At 70.4% G+C, this 17,158-nt stretch carries 12 protein-coding genes and 1 pseudogene; 4 read left to right on the top strand and 9 right to left on the bottom strand.

Features of this window, described 5'->3' with window-relative positions; all coding sequences use genetic code 11:
* Positions 1 to 149 precede the first annotated feature (149 nt).
* The 4 genes and pseudogenes from IPN03_20160 to hydG all read right to left on the bottom strand — a co-directional run bounded on the left by IPN03_20160 (position 150) and on the right by hydG (position 4,349).
* Entirely contained in the window at positions 150 to 527 is a 378-nt protein-coding gene (locus IPN03_20160; GenBank protein ID MBK9375963.1) for a hypothetical protein, read from the bottom strand.
* Positions 528 to 912: 385 nt separating this feature from the next.
* Positions 913 to 1,935 (bottom strand): annotated as a pseudogene (gene hydE / locus IPN03_20155) ([FeFe] hydrogenase H-cluster radical SAM maturase HydE).
* On the bottom strand, positions 1,935 to 2,924 hold the full coding sequence (locus IPN03_20150) for a 50S ribosome-binding GTPase (protein ID MBK9375962.1): 990 nt from the start codon (positions 2,922 to 2,924) through the stop codon (positions 1,935 to 1,937). Before IPN03_20150 ends, hydE begins: the two are co-directional and overlap by 1 nt.
* A gap of 12 nt (positions 2,925 to 2,936) precedes the next feature.
* Complete coding sequence (gene hydG, locus IPN03_20145; protein ID MBK9375961.1) at positions 2,937 to 4,349, bottom strand: [FeFe] hydrogenase H-cluster radical SAM maturase HydG; 1,413 nt, start codon at positions 4,347 to 4,349, stop codon at positions 2,937 to 2,939.
* A 108-nt stretch (positions 4,350 to 4,457) separates the two neighbouring features.
* On the opposite strand from hydG, the gene IPN03_20140 reads away from it, so the two are divergent.
* Positions 4,458 to 5,384: a dienelactone hydrolase family protein gene (locus tag IPN03_20140; GenBank protein ID MBK9375960.1), complete on the top strand. Its 927-nt coding sequence runs from the start codon at positions 4,458 to 4,460 to the stop codon at positions 5,382 to 5,384.
* A gap of 7 nt (positions 5,385 to 5,391) precedes the next feature.
* On the opposite strand, the gene traF is transcribed toward IPN03_20140, so the two are convergent.
* From traF to IPN03_20115, 5 genes are all read right to left on the bottom strand, one after another.
* Positions 5,392 to 6,585, bottom strand: a complete 1,194-nt coding sequence (traF, locus tag IPN03_20135; GenBank protein ID MBK9375959.1) for a conjugal transfer protein TraF — start codon at positions 6,583 to 6,585, stop codon at positions 5,392 to 5,394.
* A gap of 40 nt (positions 6,586 to 6,625) precedes the next feature.
* Positions 6,626 to 7,297 carry a hypothetical protein gene (locus tag IPN03_20130; protein MBK9375958.1) on the bottom strand — a complete coding sequence of 224 codons (672 nt, stop codon included), beginning with the start codon at positions 7,295 to 7,297 and terminating at the stop codon, positions 6,626 to 6,628.
* A 62-nt stretch (positions 7,298 to 7,359) separates the two neighbouring features.
* Positions 7,360 to 8,799 (bottom strand): arylsulfatase, encoded by a 1,440-nt coding sequence (locus tag IPN03_20125; GenBank protein ID MBK9375957.1) that lies wholly within the window; start codon positions 8,797 to 8,799, stop codon positions 7,360 to 7,362.
* 166 nt (positions 8,800 to 8,965) lie between these two features.
* Positions 8,966 to 10,510, bottom strand: a complete 1,545-nt coding sequence (locus IPN03_20120; GenBank protein ID MBK9375956.1) for an arylsulfatase — start codon at positions 10,508 to 10,510, stop codon at positions 8,966 to 8,968.
* A gap of 106 nt (positions 10,511 to 10,616) precedes the next feature.
* Complete coding sequence (locus tag IPN03_20115; protein ID MBK9375955.1) at positions 10,617 to 10,880, bottom strand: hypothetical protein; 264 nt, start codon at positions 10,878 to 10,880, stop codon at positions 10,617 to 10,619.
* A gap of 572 nt (positions 10,881 to 11,452) precedes the next feature.
* Between IPN03_20115 and IPN03_20110 the strand changes: the two genes are divergently transcribed.
* The 3 genes from IPN03_20110 to IPN03_20100 are packed head-to-tail and all read left to right on the top strand — an operon-like array spanning position 11,453 to position 17,097.
* The gene (locus IPN03_20110) at positions 11,453 to 12,610 is read left to right on the top strand and encodes a sigma 54-interacting transcriptional regulator (GenBank protein ID MBK9375954.1); all 1,158 of its coding nucleotides are present in this window, start codon (positions 11,453 to 11,455) and stop codon (positions 12,608 to 12,610) included.
* Positions 12,607 to 13,464 carry a bile acid:sodium symporter family protein gene (locus IPN03_20105; protein MBK9375953.1) on the top strand — a complete coding sequence of 286 codons (858 nt, stop codon included), beginning with the start codon at positions 12,607 to 12,609 and terminating at the stop codon, positions 13,462 to 13,464. The genes IPN03_20110 and IPN03_20105 overlap by 4 nt, the downstream gene beginning before the upstream one ends.
* 9 nt (positions 13,465 to 13,473) lie before the next feature.
* Positions 13,474 to 17,097 (top strand): DUF748 domain-containing protein, encoded by a 3,624-nt coding sequence (locus IPN03_20100; GenBank protein ID MBK9375952.1) that lies wholly within the window; start codon positions 13,474 to 13,476, stop codon positions 17,095 to 17,097.
* The last annotated feature ends 61 nt before the right edge of the window (positions 17,098 to 17,158 follow it).

The following is a 17,158-nucleotide window of genomic DNA, read 5'->3' as shown; positions in this document are numbered from 1 at the left end:
GGGAGCCGCCCCGTCGGTCGCTCGGAGTGGCGCTGCTCGCCGCTTGCAGCGCGCCGGCGAGGTCCGGGCAGGAAGGTCGAACGGCTGCGCTGGGCGTCCACCCCTGCGGCGAATCCGTCGAGGTAGGGCGTCGTCGGTGACGCGCTCGATCACCTTTGGCTCGCCGCGTCGAGAGCGGCCATGCGCGTCGCCGCGAGGGCGCGGTTCACCCCTTCGGCCTTCCAGGCTGCGTGCCGCGCGAGGGTCTTCGTAGTCGCGCGGATACGGGTCGCGCTCGCGCCGGTTCCAGGCACGGACCGGCGTGGGGCTGCCGCGCTCTCGTACTCGCCCACGACATCGAGCAGCTGCGCGTCGACGTCGTCCATCCGACGGCCCTTGATGACCTCTGCGGGTACGTCGACCATGAACTGGACGCGGCAGGAGCGTCGTCGTAGAGGGTGAAGGGTCCGTCTCGCGGGGCACGAGGACCGGCTCGCGACGGTGAGGTAGAGGTCGACGCGGTCGGACTTCACGCTGACCTTGTCCACGCGCGCGAGCTCGCCTTCCGCGAACCGCCGGCTTCCCCTTTGTTCGAGCTCAGCCGGCCGCGGACCTCGTTGTTGTTGTAGATGCCCAGGCAGCCGGAGGACATTTCCACCTATGCGCCACGACCCAGGATCCCGCCCAGGCCCGCTCCTCACGTCGTCCTCGAAATCCGCGAATGCCGGGCCTGCCGCGACCAGGAAAGCAGGCGAGCGCAACGTGGGCCCCGGGGGGCTTCCGGCCGTCCTCTTCATCACTTTCTCTCCCGGTGGGGCATGGTAGGCAGCGGCGCAGGCGGGTCCACGTCGGGACCATAGGCCGCCGCCCGGCGAATGCTCCCGAGTCAGGCCAGCAGCTCCTGCAGGACCGCCGGCATCCCGGAGCTCCTCCGCGCGCCGGACCCGTCCCCGGAACCCGCCCGATCATCCGGATCCGGTTCGGCAGGCAGCTCGCGCACTCCTCGGCGCTCTCCGAGGCGCACGCCTTGCCCGGGTAGATCTCGTAGAGCGCGCGGTAGGCCGGGGGCGTGAGGTTCGGCATGACGACGTTCGCCCCGCGGAGGAGTCCGCGCTCCCGTCCCCACGACGGGTCGAGCGTCGCGAGGGCCGTCGTGCTCGGGATGTTGGCGTCGGGGCGGACGAGGCGCGCGAGGGGGCGACGACCTTCGTCGTCGTCTCCTCGTCGGCCGGGACCTGCTCTCCTTCGGGGGCGAACGGGAAGAGGCCCTTCCCGAGCGGCGTCGACGGGTGGGGGATGTACGGCCCGACGCCGATCATGTCGAGGTCCATGTCGCGGAAGAGGAGGAGGTCCGAGGCGAGGCTCTCGAGGGTCTGCCCCGGGATTCCGACGAGGATGCCGCTCCCGACCTCGTACCCGAGGGCGGCGAGGGCGCCCGAGGATCGCGAAGCGATCCGAGCGCCGTTCCGGGGTCGAGGGGTGGATCGCCTCGTAGAGAACGGGGTCCGACGTCTCGAAGCGGAGGAGGTAGCGGTCGGCGCCCGCCTCGCGCCAGGCCGCGAGGTCCTCGTCGGGGCGTTCGCCGAGGCTGAGCGTCACGGCGAGGCCCGTCGAGGAGCTGATGGAGCGAACGACGTCGGCCACCCAGCCGCGGGTCAGGCCGTAGTCCTCGCCCGCCTGCAGCACCACGGACCCGTAGCCGAGCTTCTGCGCCGTCTGGGCGCAGGAGAGGATCTCGTCCTTCGTCATCCGATAGCGGGGCAGCGCGTCGTTCGCGGCCGCAATGCCGCAGTAGGCGCAGCGCCGGATGCAGTGGTTCGAGATCTCGACGAGGCCGCGCAGGTGGACCTCGTCGCCCACGCGCTCGCGCCTCACGGCGTCGGCACGGCGGTAGAGCCGCGAGAGGCGGGTCGGGTCGGTCTCGCGAAGCCAGGCCAGGATTCCAGCGCGATCGATCACTTCGTCACCTCCACGGGGAGTTCGGCTTTCGCGCGGGAGTCGCGGAGGGCCTCCAGGGCGGCGGGAAACGGCTCGAGCGCCCGCTCGAGGATGCCGAGCGAGCGGGCGATCGTCAGCCCGTAGTTGGTCATGGGGACGCCCGCCTGCCGGCCGCGGAGGAGGCGCGAGAGCATCTCGCGCCGGTTCCCCATGCAGCTGCCGCAGTGGACGACGAGGGCGAAGCGGGAGAGGTCGTCCGGGAAGTCGCGCCCCTGGACCGTCTCGAACTCGAGCGGGACGCCGGCGTGCGCGCTCCGAAGCTCGTGCTCGCGTACGACGACGGAGATGGCGCCGGAGTCGAGGAGGTCGCGGAGGGTCTGGAGCTGCGGCAGGATGATCCGCCCCTTCGGAGCCTCGGCGTCGATCGGTGTGACGAGGACGACGAGGTCGCCGGGGGAGACGAGGTCCCCGACGATGCGCCGTCCCTCGACGGCGTCGGACGGGGCCGCGGCAAGGAGCGCCTCGCGCAGCTGGGGGATGCCTGAGCCGGACGTGGCGACCGTCTCGACGGCCGGGACCCCGAGGCCGGCGAGGCGAGCCTCGAATGCGGCGTCGACAGCGCCGGCGTCGGCCTTGTTCAGGACGACGACGACGGGGAGGGAGCGGGCGCGGATCTCGGCGAGGAGCTCCTCTTCGAACGGGCCCCACGAACCCGCCTCGGCGACGAGAAGGGCGAGGTCGGTCCGCTCGAGCGCCTTGCGCGTCTTCGCGATCCTCTGCACGCCGAGCGCCCCCTCGTCGTCGATTCCCGCGGTGTCGACGAAGAGGACCGGCCCGAGGGGGAGGAACTCCATCGGCTTCTCGACCGGGTCGGTCGTCGTCCCCGGCGTCGCCGAGACGATGGCGACCTCCTGCCGGGTGAGCGCATTCAGGACACTGGACTTGCCGACGTTGCGCCGGCCGAAGAGGCCGATGTGGGTGCGGAGGCTGCGCGGGGCCGTGTTCATCCTTCGCGCTCCTCAGCAGTAGACGTCGCGGCGGCCACTCTTCACGAGCTCGACCATTTCGGCCGCCTTTTCCCGAAGCGGTGGCTCCATCTCGGTGAGCGTCCGCGCGATGCACGCCTCGCCCTCCCGCTTCGTCTCCTCTGAGCCGTAGTCGTCGAGGTACTCCTGGAACGTCGCGAGGGCGTTCGGGTTGCAGTGCTCCTTGATGTCTCCGGGTCTCGCGACGTCCATGAAGTCGGCGCCGGTCCGCCCGAGGCGGTAGCAGGCCGTGCAGAACGACGGGACGAAGCCGAGGGAGGCGACGTCGCGGATCACCTCGTCGAGCGGGCGGTGGTCGCCGAGGGAGAACTGTCCGGCGTGGAGCTCGCCCGGGCCGTCGTCGTATCCCCCCGGGTTCGTCCGGCTGCCGGCGGAGATCTGCGAGATGCCGAGGGCGAACGTCTCCCGGCGCATCTCCGCCGTCTCGCGCGTCGAGAGGATGAGCCCCGTGTAGGGGACGGCGAGGCGCAGGATCGCGACGAGCTTCTGGAAGTCGACGTCGGAGACGGGGTGCGTGGGGTGCGCGGCGAGGGCGGAGCCCGTGGCAGGCTCGATGCGCGGGACGGAGATCGTGTGCGGTCCCACGCCGAAGGCCGTCTCGAGGTGCTCGACGTGCTGCATGAGCGCGAGGAGCTCGAACCGCCAGTCGAAGAGGCCGAAGAGCGCGCCGATGCCGACGTCGTCGATTCCGGCCTCCATCGCCCGGTCCATGGCCGAGAGCCGCCAGTCGAAGTCGGCCTTTTTCCCGGCGACGTGGACCCTGCCGTAGGTCTCGCGGTGGTACGTCTCCTGGAAGAGCTGGTAGGTGCCGATCTTCGCGTCCTTCAGGCGGACGAACTCCTGCTGCGTCAGCGGCGCGACGTTGACGTTGACGCGGCGGATCTCTCCCGGCCCGCTCGACGTGGCGTAGATCGTCTCGATCGACTTCAGGACGTAGTCGAAGCCCTCCTTCGGGTACGCCTCGCCGGCGACGAGGAGGATCCGCTTGTGCCCCTGCTCCTCGAGCCAGCGCACCTCGCGGGCGATCTCTTCCTGGGTCAGCGTGCGGCGCTCGAGCTCCGTGTTCCGGACGCGGAAGGCGCAGTAGAGGCACTCGTTTCCGCAGAGGTTCGAAATGTAGAGCGGCGCGAAGAGGACGAGCCGCTTCCCGTAGATCGTCTCCTTCACGCGGCGGGCGGTGTCGAACAGCTCGTCGAGGAGTCCGGGGTCACAGATGCCGGAGAGGACGGCGAGGTCGCGGCCCCGGAGCCCCTTCATCTCGAGGGCCTTCGCCAGGAGGTCGCGGACCTCGCCGGCGTCCGTCTGCGAGGCGGACGCGAGGTCCCGCCAGGCGGCCTCGTCGTCGATGTGGACCGCCGCCCCGGAACGGGCCGTGAGAGACACCATGGAAAGCCCCCTTGGCCGCTGTCCCGCGGGGACCGGGCCATCGGGTATCTTCCCCCGGCGAGGGGGGGCGGGTCCAGTCAGGCGCGCCGCCCGCGGGGAGGGTCGTTCGTGAGGCACGGTCGGGTCGCCCGGGTGGCTCTCCTGCTGGCGCTCAACGCGGCGCACGCTCCGGCTCATTCCGCTCCGCCTCCGGCGGCTTTGCCTGTCCCGCGGCCGTTCGGCGTCGCCGTCGAGACCGGGAAACGGACGATGGCCCGGGGCGACCGGGTCGCGTACGACCTCTACATCCCCCAGGCGGCGAACGGCCTTCCGCCTCCCCCGTGGCCGGCGGTCGTCCTCGACCACGGGTTCGCCCGGAGCAAGGTCCGTCACGCGAACACGTCGCGTTTCCTCGCCGAGAGGGGCGTCGTCGTTCTCGTCGCGAACCTCGTCAGCCTCCTCGGTGGGGAACGCGCCCAGCTGGCGAACGTCGAGAGCACGAGGGATCACGTCGCGTGGCTGAAGGCCCGCTCCGCGAGCCCCGGCGACCCGCTCTTCGGGCTCGTCGATCCGGAGCGGATCGCCCTCGCCGGGTACAGCGCGGGCGGCGCGGTGGCCTTCGAGGCGGCGGCGAGCGGCGCCCGGGTCCGGGCCGTCGTGCTCCTCGACGCCGTCCCGTGGGAGAGGACCATCGGGGCGGCGAAGAAGGTGGCCGTGCCCCGGCTTCTCAGCCTGAGGTCCGAGCCGTCGGCGTGCAATTCCAAGGGAAGCGTCCGAAAGCTCCTCGCGAACCTGCCCTTCGAAAGCGACGACGTGAGAATCGTCGGGGGGACGCACTGCGACGCCGAGGACCCTACGGACGCCGCCTGCAGGTTCTTCTGTGGAGGGTCGAAGGACGGGGCCCGGGTGCTCTACCGGCGCCTCCTCTACTCGTTCTTGAGAGATGCCCTCGACGCGCCTCCGGTCGGGGACGTGCCGGACTCCTGGTTCGAGGCGATTCGCCGCGGCGTCGAGGACGGGTCGCTGGTCGTCGACCGGGTCACCCCGGAGAGTTGATAGGCCGTCAGAACCCGACGCGGGTCGTGAGGACCCCGCCGTACGCACCGTCGTTCGAGCGATAGATGCCCGCCAGGTCCAGCTTCGCCTTCGGGTTCCCGAAGCCGACCCCGAACGAGTAGACGTAGGGCTTGTCGGGGGCCTCGAGGTTCACTGTCACGCCGCCCCGGACGTCGAAGGCCCCGAAGGCGAACTCGAGCCCGCCGCCGGCGTTCCGGCTGAGCTGGCCCTCCGCCAGCGTCTCGTTCTTGCTCAGGTCGTAGTCGGCCGCGATCCGCATGCGCAGGCTCTGGATGTGGAAAGAGGCGCCGACGCGCGTCTGCTGCCCCACGACGACCGAGGTACCGCGATCGAGGGGTGGAGCGACGTCGTCGTTGAACTGGAACTGCGGGCGGTTGACCCCCTTCATGACTCCGCCGAGCCGCAGGGCGCCGATGTTGATGACGGCGCCCACGTCGTACGCGTAGCGGGACTTGGACCGTTCGATGCCGCTCGTCCCGCGCCTCACGAAGGTCGAGAGCCTCGAGATGTCGGTCGTGAAGGCGCTCTCCTCCTTGATCCCGGTCGTTCCGCGGATGTATCGGCCGGTGACGCCGATGACGAAGGCGCCGTCGAAGAAGGGGATCGCCCGCGACACCGCGTACTCCTGGAGAGACAGGGCCCGGAAGGCGACGACGGAGTCGTTGAAGGCGAAGCTCGTCGCCGGGTCCATCCCGCTCTCGACGTGGACGAGGTCGGGTCGTGCCACAGCGGCGGTCCACGCGGTGGATCCGACGAAGATGCCCCATCCGTTGATGGCGGTCGCGATCGCCGACCGGCTGTCGCCGAGGACGCTCGTGCCCGGCTCGGAGAGCGCGAAGAGGTTCGCTCGGACGGAAGCGGCGTCGAGGGAGTCGAAGCTCGCGAGCTCGACCGGGTCGTTCCCCGTCACCCCTGCCAGCTTCGGCACGAACTCGTTGCTCGCGGTGGCGAGCTCTCCGTAAGCGGCGGCCCCCCCTCGTCCTGCGGGCGTGAGGAGGGCCGGGTTGTCGACGAAGCTCGCCGGGTCGTCGCCGAGGCCGACGCTCGCCCCGCCCAGGGCGACCTGCCGGGCGCCGAAAGGGGCGAAGGGCATCTGGGCCGCGGCAGGAGCTGCCGCGAAGAGGAACGCAGCGGCTGCGAGAACGACGGTAGCGAGGAGAATCCGGCGAGAGCGACTCATTCTGGCCGACAGTTTAGCCGTCTGCCGGCCCGACGCGCATTCAGGCTCGTTCCTCGTGCCGGGGTCTGAAGTTCGCCACGAGAATCTGAACGCTCACGAGAAGCGTCCAGGCCGGGAACGCCATCGGGACCCAGGGGAGCCGCCCGCTCCCGAGCAGGAGGAGGAGCGCGAGGGCGTAGCCGAGGAAGGCCATCGGGCGCGGAAAGATCCCGGTCCGGATCGCGAGCGTCGAGGTCGTGATCATGAAGACGCCCGCCATCCTCATCCCGTAACCGTTGATGAGCTGGAAGACGGTCGTCCGGGCGAATCGGAAGACTCCGGACTCGACGGCCTGGGCGGGCATCGTCCCCCAGGTCGTCAGCGCGCCGCCTGCAATCGCCGCGCTGGCGAAGAGCATGGCGAGGAAGAGGAGCCCGCTCCCGAGGAAGACGCTGGCGAAGAGCTTGTCCTCCAGGTCGCCGATCCGGTCCCTGAGGACGCCGATGAACCAGAGGAACGCCACGCCGGCGAACGGCAGGATGTTCAGCCCGAGGGCGACCGTCTTCGCGTGCGAGGGGAGCCACGACCCGGAATCCCCGGGGTCCGCGGGCACGGCCGAACGGATCAGGGCGAGGCTGACGATGAGGAGGAGCGAGAAGACGATCCCCGCGATGGCGCCCGCCCGGGGCGCCCTGAGGCTGGCGCGGACGAGGGTCGCATCCGTATCTCTCACGCCGGAAGGATATCTGTGACCTGCGGGCTTGCCGTGGCCGAGCCTGGAACCGCCCCCTTCCGTCAGGGGTGGGCCTCGGCCGCCTGCGCCGTTCCGGGAAGCGCCACGGAGCCGAAGAGCCCGCGCCAGGAAACGTCGAACGCCTCCTTGAAGATGAGGGGCTCGGTGGCCGCGCGGGAGAGCTCCTCGGCCCGCCGCTTCAGCTCGTCGGCCTTCTGCGGGCTTTTCTCCGCGAGGTTCGTCGACTCCGACGGGTCCTGCCGCAGGTCGAAAAGCTCGACCTTCGAGGGGAGGGTGGTCTGCCAGACGAGCTTCCAGTCCCCCTTGCGGACGGTCGCGCGGAAGGGCTCGATGCCGTACACGACCTCCTCGCGCGGCGAGGGCTTCCCCTCCGCGATCACGGGCCAGACGTTCACGCCGTCGAGCGGCTTGCACTTCGCCGTCGAGGCGCCCGCGAGGGAGGCGAGCGTCGGGAACATGTCGACGAGGTGGATCGGCTGGTCGACGACCGTTCCGGCGGGCACGTGTCCCGGCCACGAGAGGGCGGCGACGACGCGGGTGCCTCCTTCGTAGGGCGTTCCCTTCCCGTCGCGGTACGGGCCGTTGTCCGCCGGGATCGTGCTCTTCGACATGTCGACCTCGCCCGTGAACTTCGCCGAGCGCGGGCCCCCGTTGTCGCTCTGGAAGACGACGATCGTGTTCTCCCGCATCCCGCGCCGGTCGAGGGCCCCGAGGACGCGGCCGATCTCGTCGTCCATCGACGTGACCATCGCGGCGTAGGCGCGGCGCGACGGATCGGCGATCTCCTTGTACCGGTCGAGGTATTCCTGCGGGGCCTGGTACGGGGCGTGGGGCGCGGTGAACGTGAGATAGAGGAAGAGCGGCGTCTTCGTGTCGTGCCCTTCGATGAGCTTCACGGCGTCCCTGCCGAGGAGCTGCGTGACGTATCCCTCCTCCTTCACCGGCTCGTTGTCCCGGAACCAGTCGCGCGTGCCGTGCGCCGAGTGGGTGAAGTAGTCGATCTCGCCGAGGAGCGGGCCGTACTGATAGTCGAAGCCGCGCTGCCGCGGCCAGTACTTCCGGTCGGCGTGCCCGAGGTGCCACTTGCCGACGATCGCCGTCCGGTAGCCGGCCTCCTTCAGCGCCTGCGGCAGGATCCACTCCTGGGTGTCGAGGCCGTAACGGCCGTTCGACGGGATGACGAGCGTCTGGAGGCCGTAGCGGAACGGGTAGCGGCCCGTCATGAGGGCGGCGCGCGACGGCGTGCAGAGCGGCTGGGTATAGAGCTGCTCGAGGCGCGCCCCCTGGCGGGCGAGCGTGTCGATGCTGGGCGTCCGGATGTCGGAGCCGTGGAAGCCGACGTCCTTCCAGCCGAGGTCGTCGGCGAGGATGTAGACGATGTTCGGCTTGGCGGGGGCGGCGGCGGTGGTCGAGGCGGGGGGCGCCGCGGCGGCGGGCAGACCGAAGAACGCGAGGGCGAGCGCGACGGGAACGGTTCTCATCGGGGCGACTCCTGGCCGGAGGGCCGAAAGCGAGCTGCAGGAGCCGCCCGGCCTCCGCGTGTTGTACCGGAACGGCGCAGACGCTAGCACGGACTCCCGGAGGGCCGGAAGGCGGGCCACCGACCGTCCGGTCGATGGCCCGCGCGAAGTGCGGTCAGCCCCGCGATCAGCCGTTGCCGGGGTTGGCGGTGACGGCTTCCATCACCCGGTCGAGGTTGAAGCTGCCCGGCTTCTGCCGCGGCGGGAACTCCCGGAAGCTCTGGAGCCACCGGCCGACGTAGGCGCCCGCGGGGGCGATGACGAACATGTGATCCATGTACCACCGCTGGAAGCCCATCGCGTTCTCGTGCTCGGCGCGCTCGAACGGATCCATCCGCAGGTTCGTGATCGTGGGGGCGCGCAGCGGCGTGAACGGCTGCTGCCACACCTTGAGCCCCTCGGCGTCCTGCTGCAGGAAGGTGACCTTCCAGTTCTCGTACCTGAGGGCCGCGACGCTGCCGTCGTCGGTCCAGTAGATGAACTCTTTGCGCGGCCACGCCGCCTCGCCCTTGAGGGCGGGAAGGAGGTTGTAGCCGTCGAGGTGGACCTTGTAGGTCGTGCCGCCGACGTTCCGCCCCTTGAGGAGGTCTTCCTTCACCGTGGTGTCGCCCGCGGCGGCGAGGAGGGTCGTCAGCATGTCCTCGTGCGCGCCGATCTCGTTGTTCACGGTCCCGGGCTTGATGACGCCGGGCCAGCGGAGGATTGCGGGGACGCGGTAGCCGCCTTCCCACTGGGTGTTCTTCTCGCCGCGGAACATCGTCGTGCCGCCGTCCGGCCACGTGAAGGTCTCGGCGCCGTTGTCGGTCGAGTACATGACGATGGTGTTCTCGTCGAGGCCGAGCTCCTTGAGCTTCGCGAGGACCTGCCCGACGTGGCCGTCGTGCTCCACCATGCCGTCGGCGTAGATGCCGAGACCGGTCTTCCCCTCGGACGCCGCCTTCAGGTGCGTGAAGACGTGCATTCGGGTCGAGTTCCACCAGAGGAAGAACGGCTTGTCGGACTTCCTCGCGCGCTCCATGAAGTCGAGCGCCTTCGCCGTGACCTCCTCGTCGATCGTCTCCATCCGCTTCCTCGTGAGCGGCCCGGTGTCGGTCATGCGGCCGTCGGCGAAGCTGTGGATGACGCCGCGCGGGCCGAACTTCTTCTTGAACTCCGGGTCCTTCGGATAGTCGGGGTGCTCGGGCTCCTCCTCGGCGTTCAGGTGGTAGAGGTTGCCGAAGAACTCGTCGAAGCCGTGCTTCGTCGGGAGCATCTCGTCGCGGTCGCCGAGGTGGTTCTTGCCGAACTGGCCGGTGACGTAGCCCTGCGCCTTGAGCAGCGTGGCGACGGTCGGGTCTTCCTTCTTCATCCCCTCGGGCGCCCCGGGGAGGCCGACTTTCGTCAGACCGGTGCGGATGGGGGATTGGCCGGTGACGAACGCCGCGCGGCCCGCCGTGCAGCTCTGCTGGCCGTACCAGTCGGTGAAGAGGGCGCCTTCGCTCGCGATCCGGTCGATGTTGGGCGTCTTGTAGCCCATCATTCCGCGGTTGTAGGCGCTGATGTTGAAGCCGCCGATGTCGTCGCCCCAGATGACGAGGATGTTCGGCTTCTTCGCGGTCGCGGGCGCCTTGGCCGCCGGAGCCGCTTTCGGCGCCTGCGCGTGGGCCCCGGGCGCTACGAGCGCGGCGGCCAGGAGCAGGGAGAGAGAAACGGGGTTGCGTCGAGTCACGGGGGCCTCCTTTGGAGTCGTCGTCGGTTCGTTCGTTTGACGGGTGCGGTTTGAAGAGGAGAGCCCGGGCTTACGCAGTCGACTGGAGCCGAGCCCGGAGCAGCAGGTCGATGTAGGGCGGCACGCCGGCGAGGTCGGCACCGGAGTCGCGCATCGCGGCCAGGAAGGTCGTCCCCGCTTCGTCCGCGGAGACGAGGTCGGAGAGGTCGAGCCGGACCCGGGCGGCTTCGCGGCACGCCCGGCGGAGCTCCCCGAGCCCGACCGAGCTGAGCCGGCCGGCCACGCGGACGGTCAGAAGACCGTTCTTCTCGTCTGTGGAGATGTGCAGGTCCACGCGAGTGTCAGCGCAACCGCCGTGCCGCCGAGGGCGTTGCGCAGCCCTCTTTGACAAGTGATTGACGAGTAACGTCTTGTGGCCTGGTTGGGGCTCGGCCGACGGTATGAATCGAGAGCGTGGCCCGCGAAATATCGCGCCACCCGCGAGATATCGTGGGAGCCCGGCTAGAATGCTCGTCGCCTTTGTCGGAACAGCGGTTCACGCAGCTTCTCGGCGAGCTCTCGGCCCGGTTCGCGGTCGTGGCGGCCGAAGGCGTGGACGAGGAGATCGCCGCGGCCCTCGAACGTGTCGTGATGCAGCTGGGAACGGACCGGGCAAGCTTCTACCAGTTCGATCCCGAGACCCACGGCGTCGTGTCGGCGCATCAGTGGGCCCGGACGGGCGTCCAGCTCGACACGGCGAACGCGATCCGCGAGCTCTCGTGGGTCAGAGGCAGGCTCCTCGCAGGAGAGACCGTCGTCGTGAACGCTCTCCACGAGCTGCCGACGGAGGCCGCGGCCGAGCGTCTCTGGGCGGAGGCCCTCGGCCTGCAGTCGCACGTCTCGATCCCGCTCTCGGTCGGCGGGCGGCTGGTCTCGGTCGTCGCGACGGGGTCGTTTCGCGAAACGCGGCGCTGGACCCCGGAGGACGTCGAGCGGCTCCGGATCGTCGGTCAGATCCTTGCGGGCGCCGTCGACCGCAAGCACCGGGACCTCACGCTCAAGAGGAGCCTCGAGGAGGTCCGCCGCCTGAAGGACCAGCTCGCGGCGGAGAACGTCCTCCTCCGCGAGGAGCTGGGCGCGTCGCACGACTTCCAGGAGATCGTGGGAGAAAGCCCGGCCCTGAAGCGCACGCTCGCCCTCGTCGCCCAGGTCGCGCCGACCGGCTCGACCGTTCTCCTTCTCGGCGAGACGGGCACCGGCAAGGAGCTCCTCGCCCGCGCGGTCCACGAGCGCAGCCCGCGGCACGGGCGTTCGATGGTGAAGGTGAACTGCGCCGCCATCCCGCCGACGCTCATAGAGAGCGAGCTCTTCGGGCACGAGAAGGGGGCGTTCACCGGCGCCCTCGCCACGAAGATCGGCCGCTTCGAGCTCGCCGACGGAGGCACCCTTTTCCTCGACGAGATCGGGGACCTCGGCCTCGACCTCCAGGGGAAGCTCCTCCGGGTCCTCCAGGAAGGGGAGTTCGAACGGGTCGGCTCGAGCCAGACGCGGAAGGTCGACGTCCGCCTCGTGGCCGCCACGCACCACGACCTCGGCGCCGCCGTCGAGGCCGGCCGCTTCCGGGCCGACCTCTTCTATCGGCTGAACGTCTTCCCGATCCGCGTCCCGCCCCTGCGCGAGCGCCGGGAGGACGTTCCGCTCCTCGTCTGGTGGTTCATCCAGCGGCGGCAGGGGAAGATCGGCCGGCACATCGAAAGGGTCCCGCGCACGGCGATGGACCGCCTCTCGGCCTATCCCTGGCCGGGAAACGTCCGCGAGCTGGAGAACGTCGTCGAGCGCGCCCTCATCCTCTCGCCCGGCTCGACGCTGCAGCTGGACGAGGCCTTCGGCGGCGGAGCCCCGGCCGGGCCGGGAGGCGCCGGGGGAGGGCAGACGATCGAGGCCGTCGAGCGCGCCCACGTCGAGGCCGTCCTCGAGCGGTGCGGCGGCCGCGTCGAGGGGCCCGGGAACGCGGCCGCGATCCTGGGTCTCAAGCCGAGCACGCTGCGGTCGCGGATGAAGAAGCTCGGGATCCGGCGGGCGTGAAACCCGTCCTCGACGTCGCCATCCCGGCGTGCGCGGTCCTCCTCATGACGGTCGTCGGGCTGGACGTGTCGCGCGCCGAGCTCCGCCGGGTCCTCTCGAGGCCGCGCCTCCTCGTGGCGGGCCTCGTCGGGCCGCTCGTCCTCCTCCCGCCGATCGCCCTCGTCGTCCTCCGGTTCGTGCCGATGCCCGCGGAGATCGCGGCCGGGATGCTCCTCCTCGCCGTCTGCCCCGTGGGCGGGATCTCGAACGTCTACAGCTACCTGGCGCGGGCCGCGACGGCGCTCTCCGTCACGCTCACGGCGGCCTCCTGCGCGGCTGCCGTCGTCACGATGCCGCTCCTCACGCGGGGCTTCGAGGTCGTGCTGGATCGTCCGTTCGGCTTCCAGGCTCCCGTCGGTACCCTGGCGGCGCAGATCCTCGGGATGCTCGTCCTGCCGGTCGCACTCGGGATGACGGTCCGGGCGCGGGCGCCGGGTTTCGCGGCCCGGCACGAGGCCGGGATGAGGAAGTTCGCCCTTTCGGCTCTCGCCCTCCTCCTCGGCTTCATCCTCTGGAGCGAGTGGGCGCGCTTCGTCGAGCACGTCGCCGTGACGGCGGCGGCCTCGGCGCTCTTCGTCCTCCTCGCCATGGTCGCGGGCGCGATCGTCGCGCAGGTCACCGGGGCCGACGCCCGGGAGCGCTTCACGCTTTCCGTGGAGTTCGCGACGCGCAACAGCGCGATCGCCACGGTCGTCGCGATCACCTTCCTCGGCGACACCCGTTTCGCCGTCTTCGCGACGACCTATTTCTTCACGGAGGCGGCGATCGCCGGGGTCGCGATTCTGGTGTTCCGCCGCAGCGAGGCGCTGGTCTAAGGTAGGGGCATGAGCATCCGGGAACGGGTCCTCCGCGTGGTCTCCCGCAGGGCCCTCGCCGGCGTCGCCGTGGCGCTCCTTCTCTACGCGGCGATCGGCTTCCTCGTCGTCCCGCGTGTCGTCCTCTCGAAGCTCCCGACGGCGCTCTCGGCGGCGCTCCACCGGCCGGTGACGCTGAAGGGGGTCAAGGCAAATCCGTTCACCCTCTCCCTCACCCTCGAGGGGCTCCGGGTCGGGGAGAAGGAGGGGCCGGGGGCCTTCGTCACCGTCGAGCGCCTCTTCGCGAACGCGCAGCTCTCGTCGCTCTACCACCGGGGCCCGGTCCTGAGCGAAGCGGTCGTCGAGGCTCCCGCGATCTCGATCGCCCGGACAGGGGCGGGGACGCTGAGCATCTCGGACCTCATCGAGGAGCTCTCGAAGGAGAAGCCGGATTCGAAGCCGGCGCGTTTCTCGGTCGCGAACATCCGCGTCGAGAGGGGCGCGATCCTCTTCGACGACCGGCCGGCGCGGACGAAGCACGCGGTGACGGAGCTGAAGGTCGGCGTGCCGTTCCTCTCGAACCTCCCCGTCGACCAGGACGTCTTCACCGAGCCCTTCCTCGGGGCGAAGGTGAACGGGGCGGCCTTCGAGCTGAAGGGGAAGACGAAGCCGTTTCACGGGACGCGCGAGACAACGCTCGACATCCACCTTTCCGACATCGACCTGCCGTATTACTTCGCGTACGTCCCGGCGGAATGGGCGAAACGGCTCACCTCGGGGCGGCTCGACACGGAGCTCGCCCTCTCGTTCCGGCAGGAGTCCGGGAAGGACCCGGCGGTGGTCCTCTCTGGAAGGGCGGCGCTCCGGCAGTTCCTCGTCTCCGAGGAAGGAGCGAAACCGCTCATCGGGCTGAAGCGGCTCGAGATCGTCCTCGCCTCGGCCGACCTCCTTCGCCGCGACGTGCGCCTCGAGAGCGTGACGGTCGACGCGCCGGAGGTCCGGGTCCACCGCGACCGGGGGGGCGGCTTTCCCGTCTTCGAGAAGCTCCTGGGAGCGTTCACGGGCGAGCCCGCGCCCGGCCCGACGGCGGAGCCGGCGAAGAGCAAGGGCGGAAGCTGGCGCGTCGACGTCAACGCCTTCGCGGTGGCCGGAGGCCGGATCTTCTTCCGCGACGAGCGCCCGCGGCGTCCCTTTGAGGCGGTCGCCGGGGAGATCGCGATCGCCGCCACCGGCATCTCGACGGCGGCGGGACAGGCCGCGACCTTGAAGGTCTCGGCGACGACCGACGCCGGGGAGCGGCTGGAGTACGCCGCGAAGCTCACGCTCGACCCGCTGGTTTCAGAGGGGACCCTCTCGTTCACGGGCATTCCGCTGAAGCGGTACGGGCCGTACTACGAGGACGGCCTCCTCTTCGCCGTCGAGGGCGGGAAGCTCGACTTCTCGACGAGGTACCGCTGGCCCGTCGCAGGGGAGCTGGCGGAGCTCTCCGACCTGTCGGTCGCGGTGACGGAGCTGCGTGCTCGGAGAAACGGGGAGAAGGAGGAGTTCCTCCGAATCCCCTCGGCCTCAATGACGGGTGGGGCGGTCGACCCCGGGAAGCGCGAGGTTCGGGTGGCGTCGATCGCCGCGTCCGGCGCGAACCTGAAGATCGTGCGGGAGAAGGACGGCAGCATCGACCTCGCGAAGCTGGCGAAGGAGGAACCCACACCGGCACCGAAACAGCTGGCCGCGGAGGGGAAGGCCACGGGAGGCGGCGAGTGGACGGCTCGGCTCGCCTCCATCTCTCTCGAAAGAGGCTCCGTTCGCTTCGCCGACGAAGCGGCGCCGCACCCGGTGACCCTCGAGATCGCGCCGATGAGCTTCTCGGTCGAGGGGCTCTCGACGGCCCACGGGGAGAAGGGGAAGGTTCGCGGCAAGGTCGCCCTGAACGGGAAGGGGAGCCTCGCGGTCGCGGGGACCTTCGGCCTCTCACCCGTCCTCGCGCAGCTGAAGGTCGACGCCGCCGACCTGGAGCTCCCGCCGTTCGCCGGCTACGCGCCTGAGACCGTCCAGGTGTCGCTGACGCGGGGGACGATCTCGGCGAAGGGAGAGGTGTCGGTGAAGGAGGGGCCGGACGGCGCGTTCGCCTACGGCTGGGAGGGCGAGGCGACCTGCGGAAAGCTGACGCTCCTGGACCCCACGGCCGGCCAGGACCTCCTCTCGTGGGACTCGCTCCGGCTCGGGGGGATGAAGGCGACCTCGACCCCCCCGTCCTTCGTCGCCGGGACGGTGGCGCTGACGGACTTCTTCGCGCGGGTCGAGCTCGACGAGGCCGGAAAACTGAACTTCCGGAGGGCCTTCGGGCTCGCCGAGCCGCCCCCGGTGGACGACGCGGCCGCCGAGTCCGCGATGGCGGGCGGAAAGGCCCCGGAACCGCAGCCGACGGCGGCGGCAGCGACGCCAGCGGCGCCGGGCGAGGGCGCCACGTACGTGAGGATCGACGCCGTGACGCTGCAGGGCGGCCGGCTCCACGTCGACGACCGGTTCGTGAAGCCGGGGTACCGCGCCGACCTGAAGGACGTCGGCGGAAGGATCTCGGGGCTGTCGTCCGTGGCGGGGACGCGCGCCGAGGTCGACCTGCGCGGGAGCCTCGAGAGCTCCGCGCCACTCGAGATCACGGGGACGTTCAACCCCTTCTCGGCCACTTCCTTCGCCGACATCAAGGTCGCCTTCCGCGACATCGACCTCGTCCCGATGACGCCCTACTTCGTGAAGTACGCCGGCTACTCCGTCCAGAAGGGCCGCCTGACGATGAACGTCGCCTACAAGCTGAACGAGCGGAGGCTCGAGGCGCAGAACTCCTTCCTCGTCGACCAGTTCACGTTTGGCGAGAAGGTGGAGAGCCCGACCGCGACGAAGCTGCCGGTGAAGCTCGCCGTCTCGCTCCTGAAGGACCCCGACGGCGTCATCCGGCTCGACGTTCCGATCTCGGGCTCCGTCGACGACCCGAAGTTCCGGGTCGGCCCGATCGTCTGGAAGATCATCGGGAACGTCTTGAAGAAGGCGGTCCTCTCCCCGTTCGCCCTGCTCGGACGCCTCGGCGGCGGCGGGCCGGAGCTCTCGTTCGTAGACTTCGCGCCGGGCGCTTCGAGCCTGGACGGCGAGGCAGTGAAGCGGCTCGACGCCCTCGCGGCGGCGCTCGGGAAGCGCCCGGCCCTGAAGCTCGAGGTCGAGGGGAAGGTGGACGCGGCGAAGGACGCCGAGGGGCTCCAGAGGCTCCTTTACGAACGGAAGGTGAAGGTGCGAAAGGCCGAAGAGCTCGCGAAGGCGGGAACGCCGGCGGCGTCCGTCGACGAGGTCGTCGTCTCGAAGGAAGAGTGGCCCGAGTACCTCGAGCGTGCGTACAGGAAGGAGCGTTTCCCCAAGCCGAGAACGGCGCTCGGGCTCGTCAAGCAGATCCCGCCCGAGGAAATGGAGAAGCTGATGCTCGCCAACCTCGTGGTCACGCCGGACGACCTGCGGCAGCTCGCGCTCGCCCGGGCCACCGTCGTGAAGGAGCGCCTCCTCGGACCTGGCCAGGTCGCGCCGGACCGCGTCTTTCTCGTGGATCCGGCGGCGGCGGCCGAGCCGAAGCCGGGCGAGTCGCTCACCCGGGCCGCCTTCGTTCTGAAGTAGGCGCCCGAACCGCCCGGCGTGGCCGGTGCCCCGTTCCTGCTGCCGTTCTCCGTCCGAGGAG

This window comes from Holophagales bacterium, from assembly GCA_016719485.1.
Taxonomy (GTDB): domain Bacteria; phylum Acidobacteriota; class Thermoanaerobaculia; order UBA5066; family UBA5066; genus UBA5066.
Note: the sequence above shows the minus strand (reverse complement) of the source record. Positions and strands in the feature narration are given on the sequence as shown.

Bases quoted from the DNA above. Each gene is read 5' to 3' on its own strand.
- IPN03_20150 (MBK9375962.1), bottom strand. From the start codon at position 2,924: ATGAACACGGCCCCGCGCAGCCTCCGCACCCACATCGGCCTCTTCGGC.
- hydG (MBK9375961.1), bottom strand. From the start codon at position 4,349: ATGGTGTCTCTCACGGCCCGTTCCGGGGCGGCGGTCCACATCGACGAC.
- traF (MBK9375959.1), bottom strand. From the start codon at position 6,585: ATGAGTCGCTCTCGCCGGATTCTCCTCGCTACCGTCGTTCTCGCAGCC.
- IPN03_20125 (MBK9375957.1), bottom strand. From the start codon at position 8,799: ATGAGAACCGTTCCCGTCGCGCTCGCCCTCGCGTTCTTCGGTCTGCCC.
- IPN03_20100 (MBK9375952.1), top strand. From the start codon at position 13,474: ATGAGCATCCGGGAACGGGTCCTCCGCGTGGTCTCCCGCAGGGCCCTC.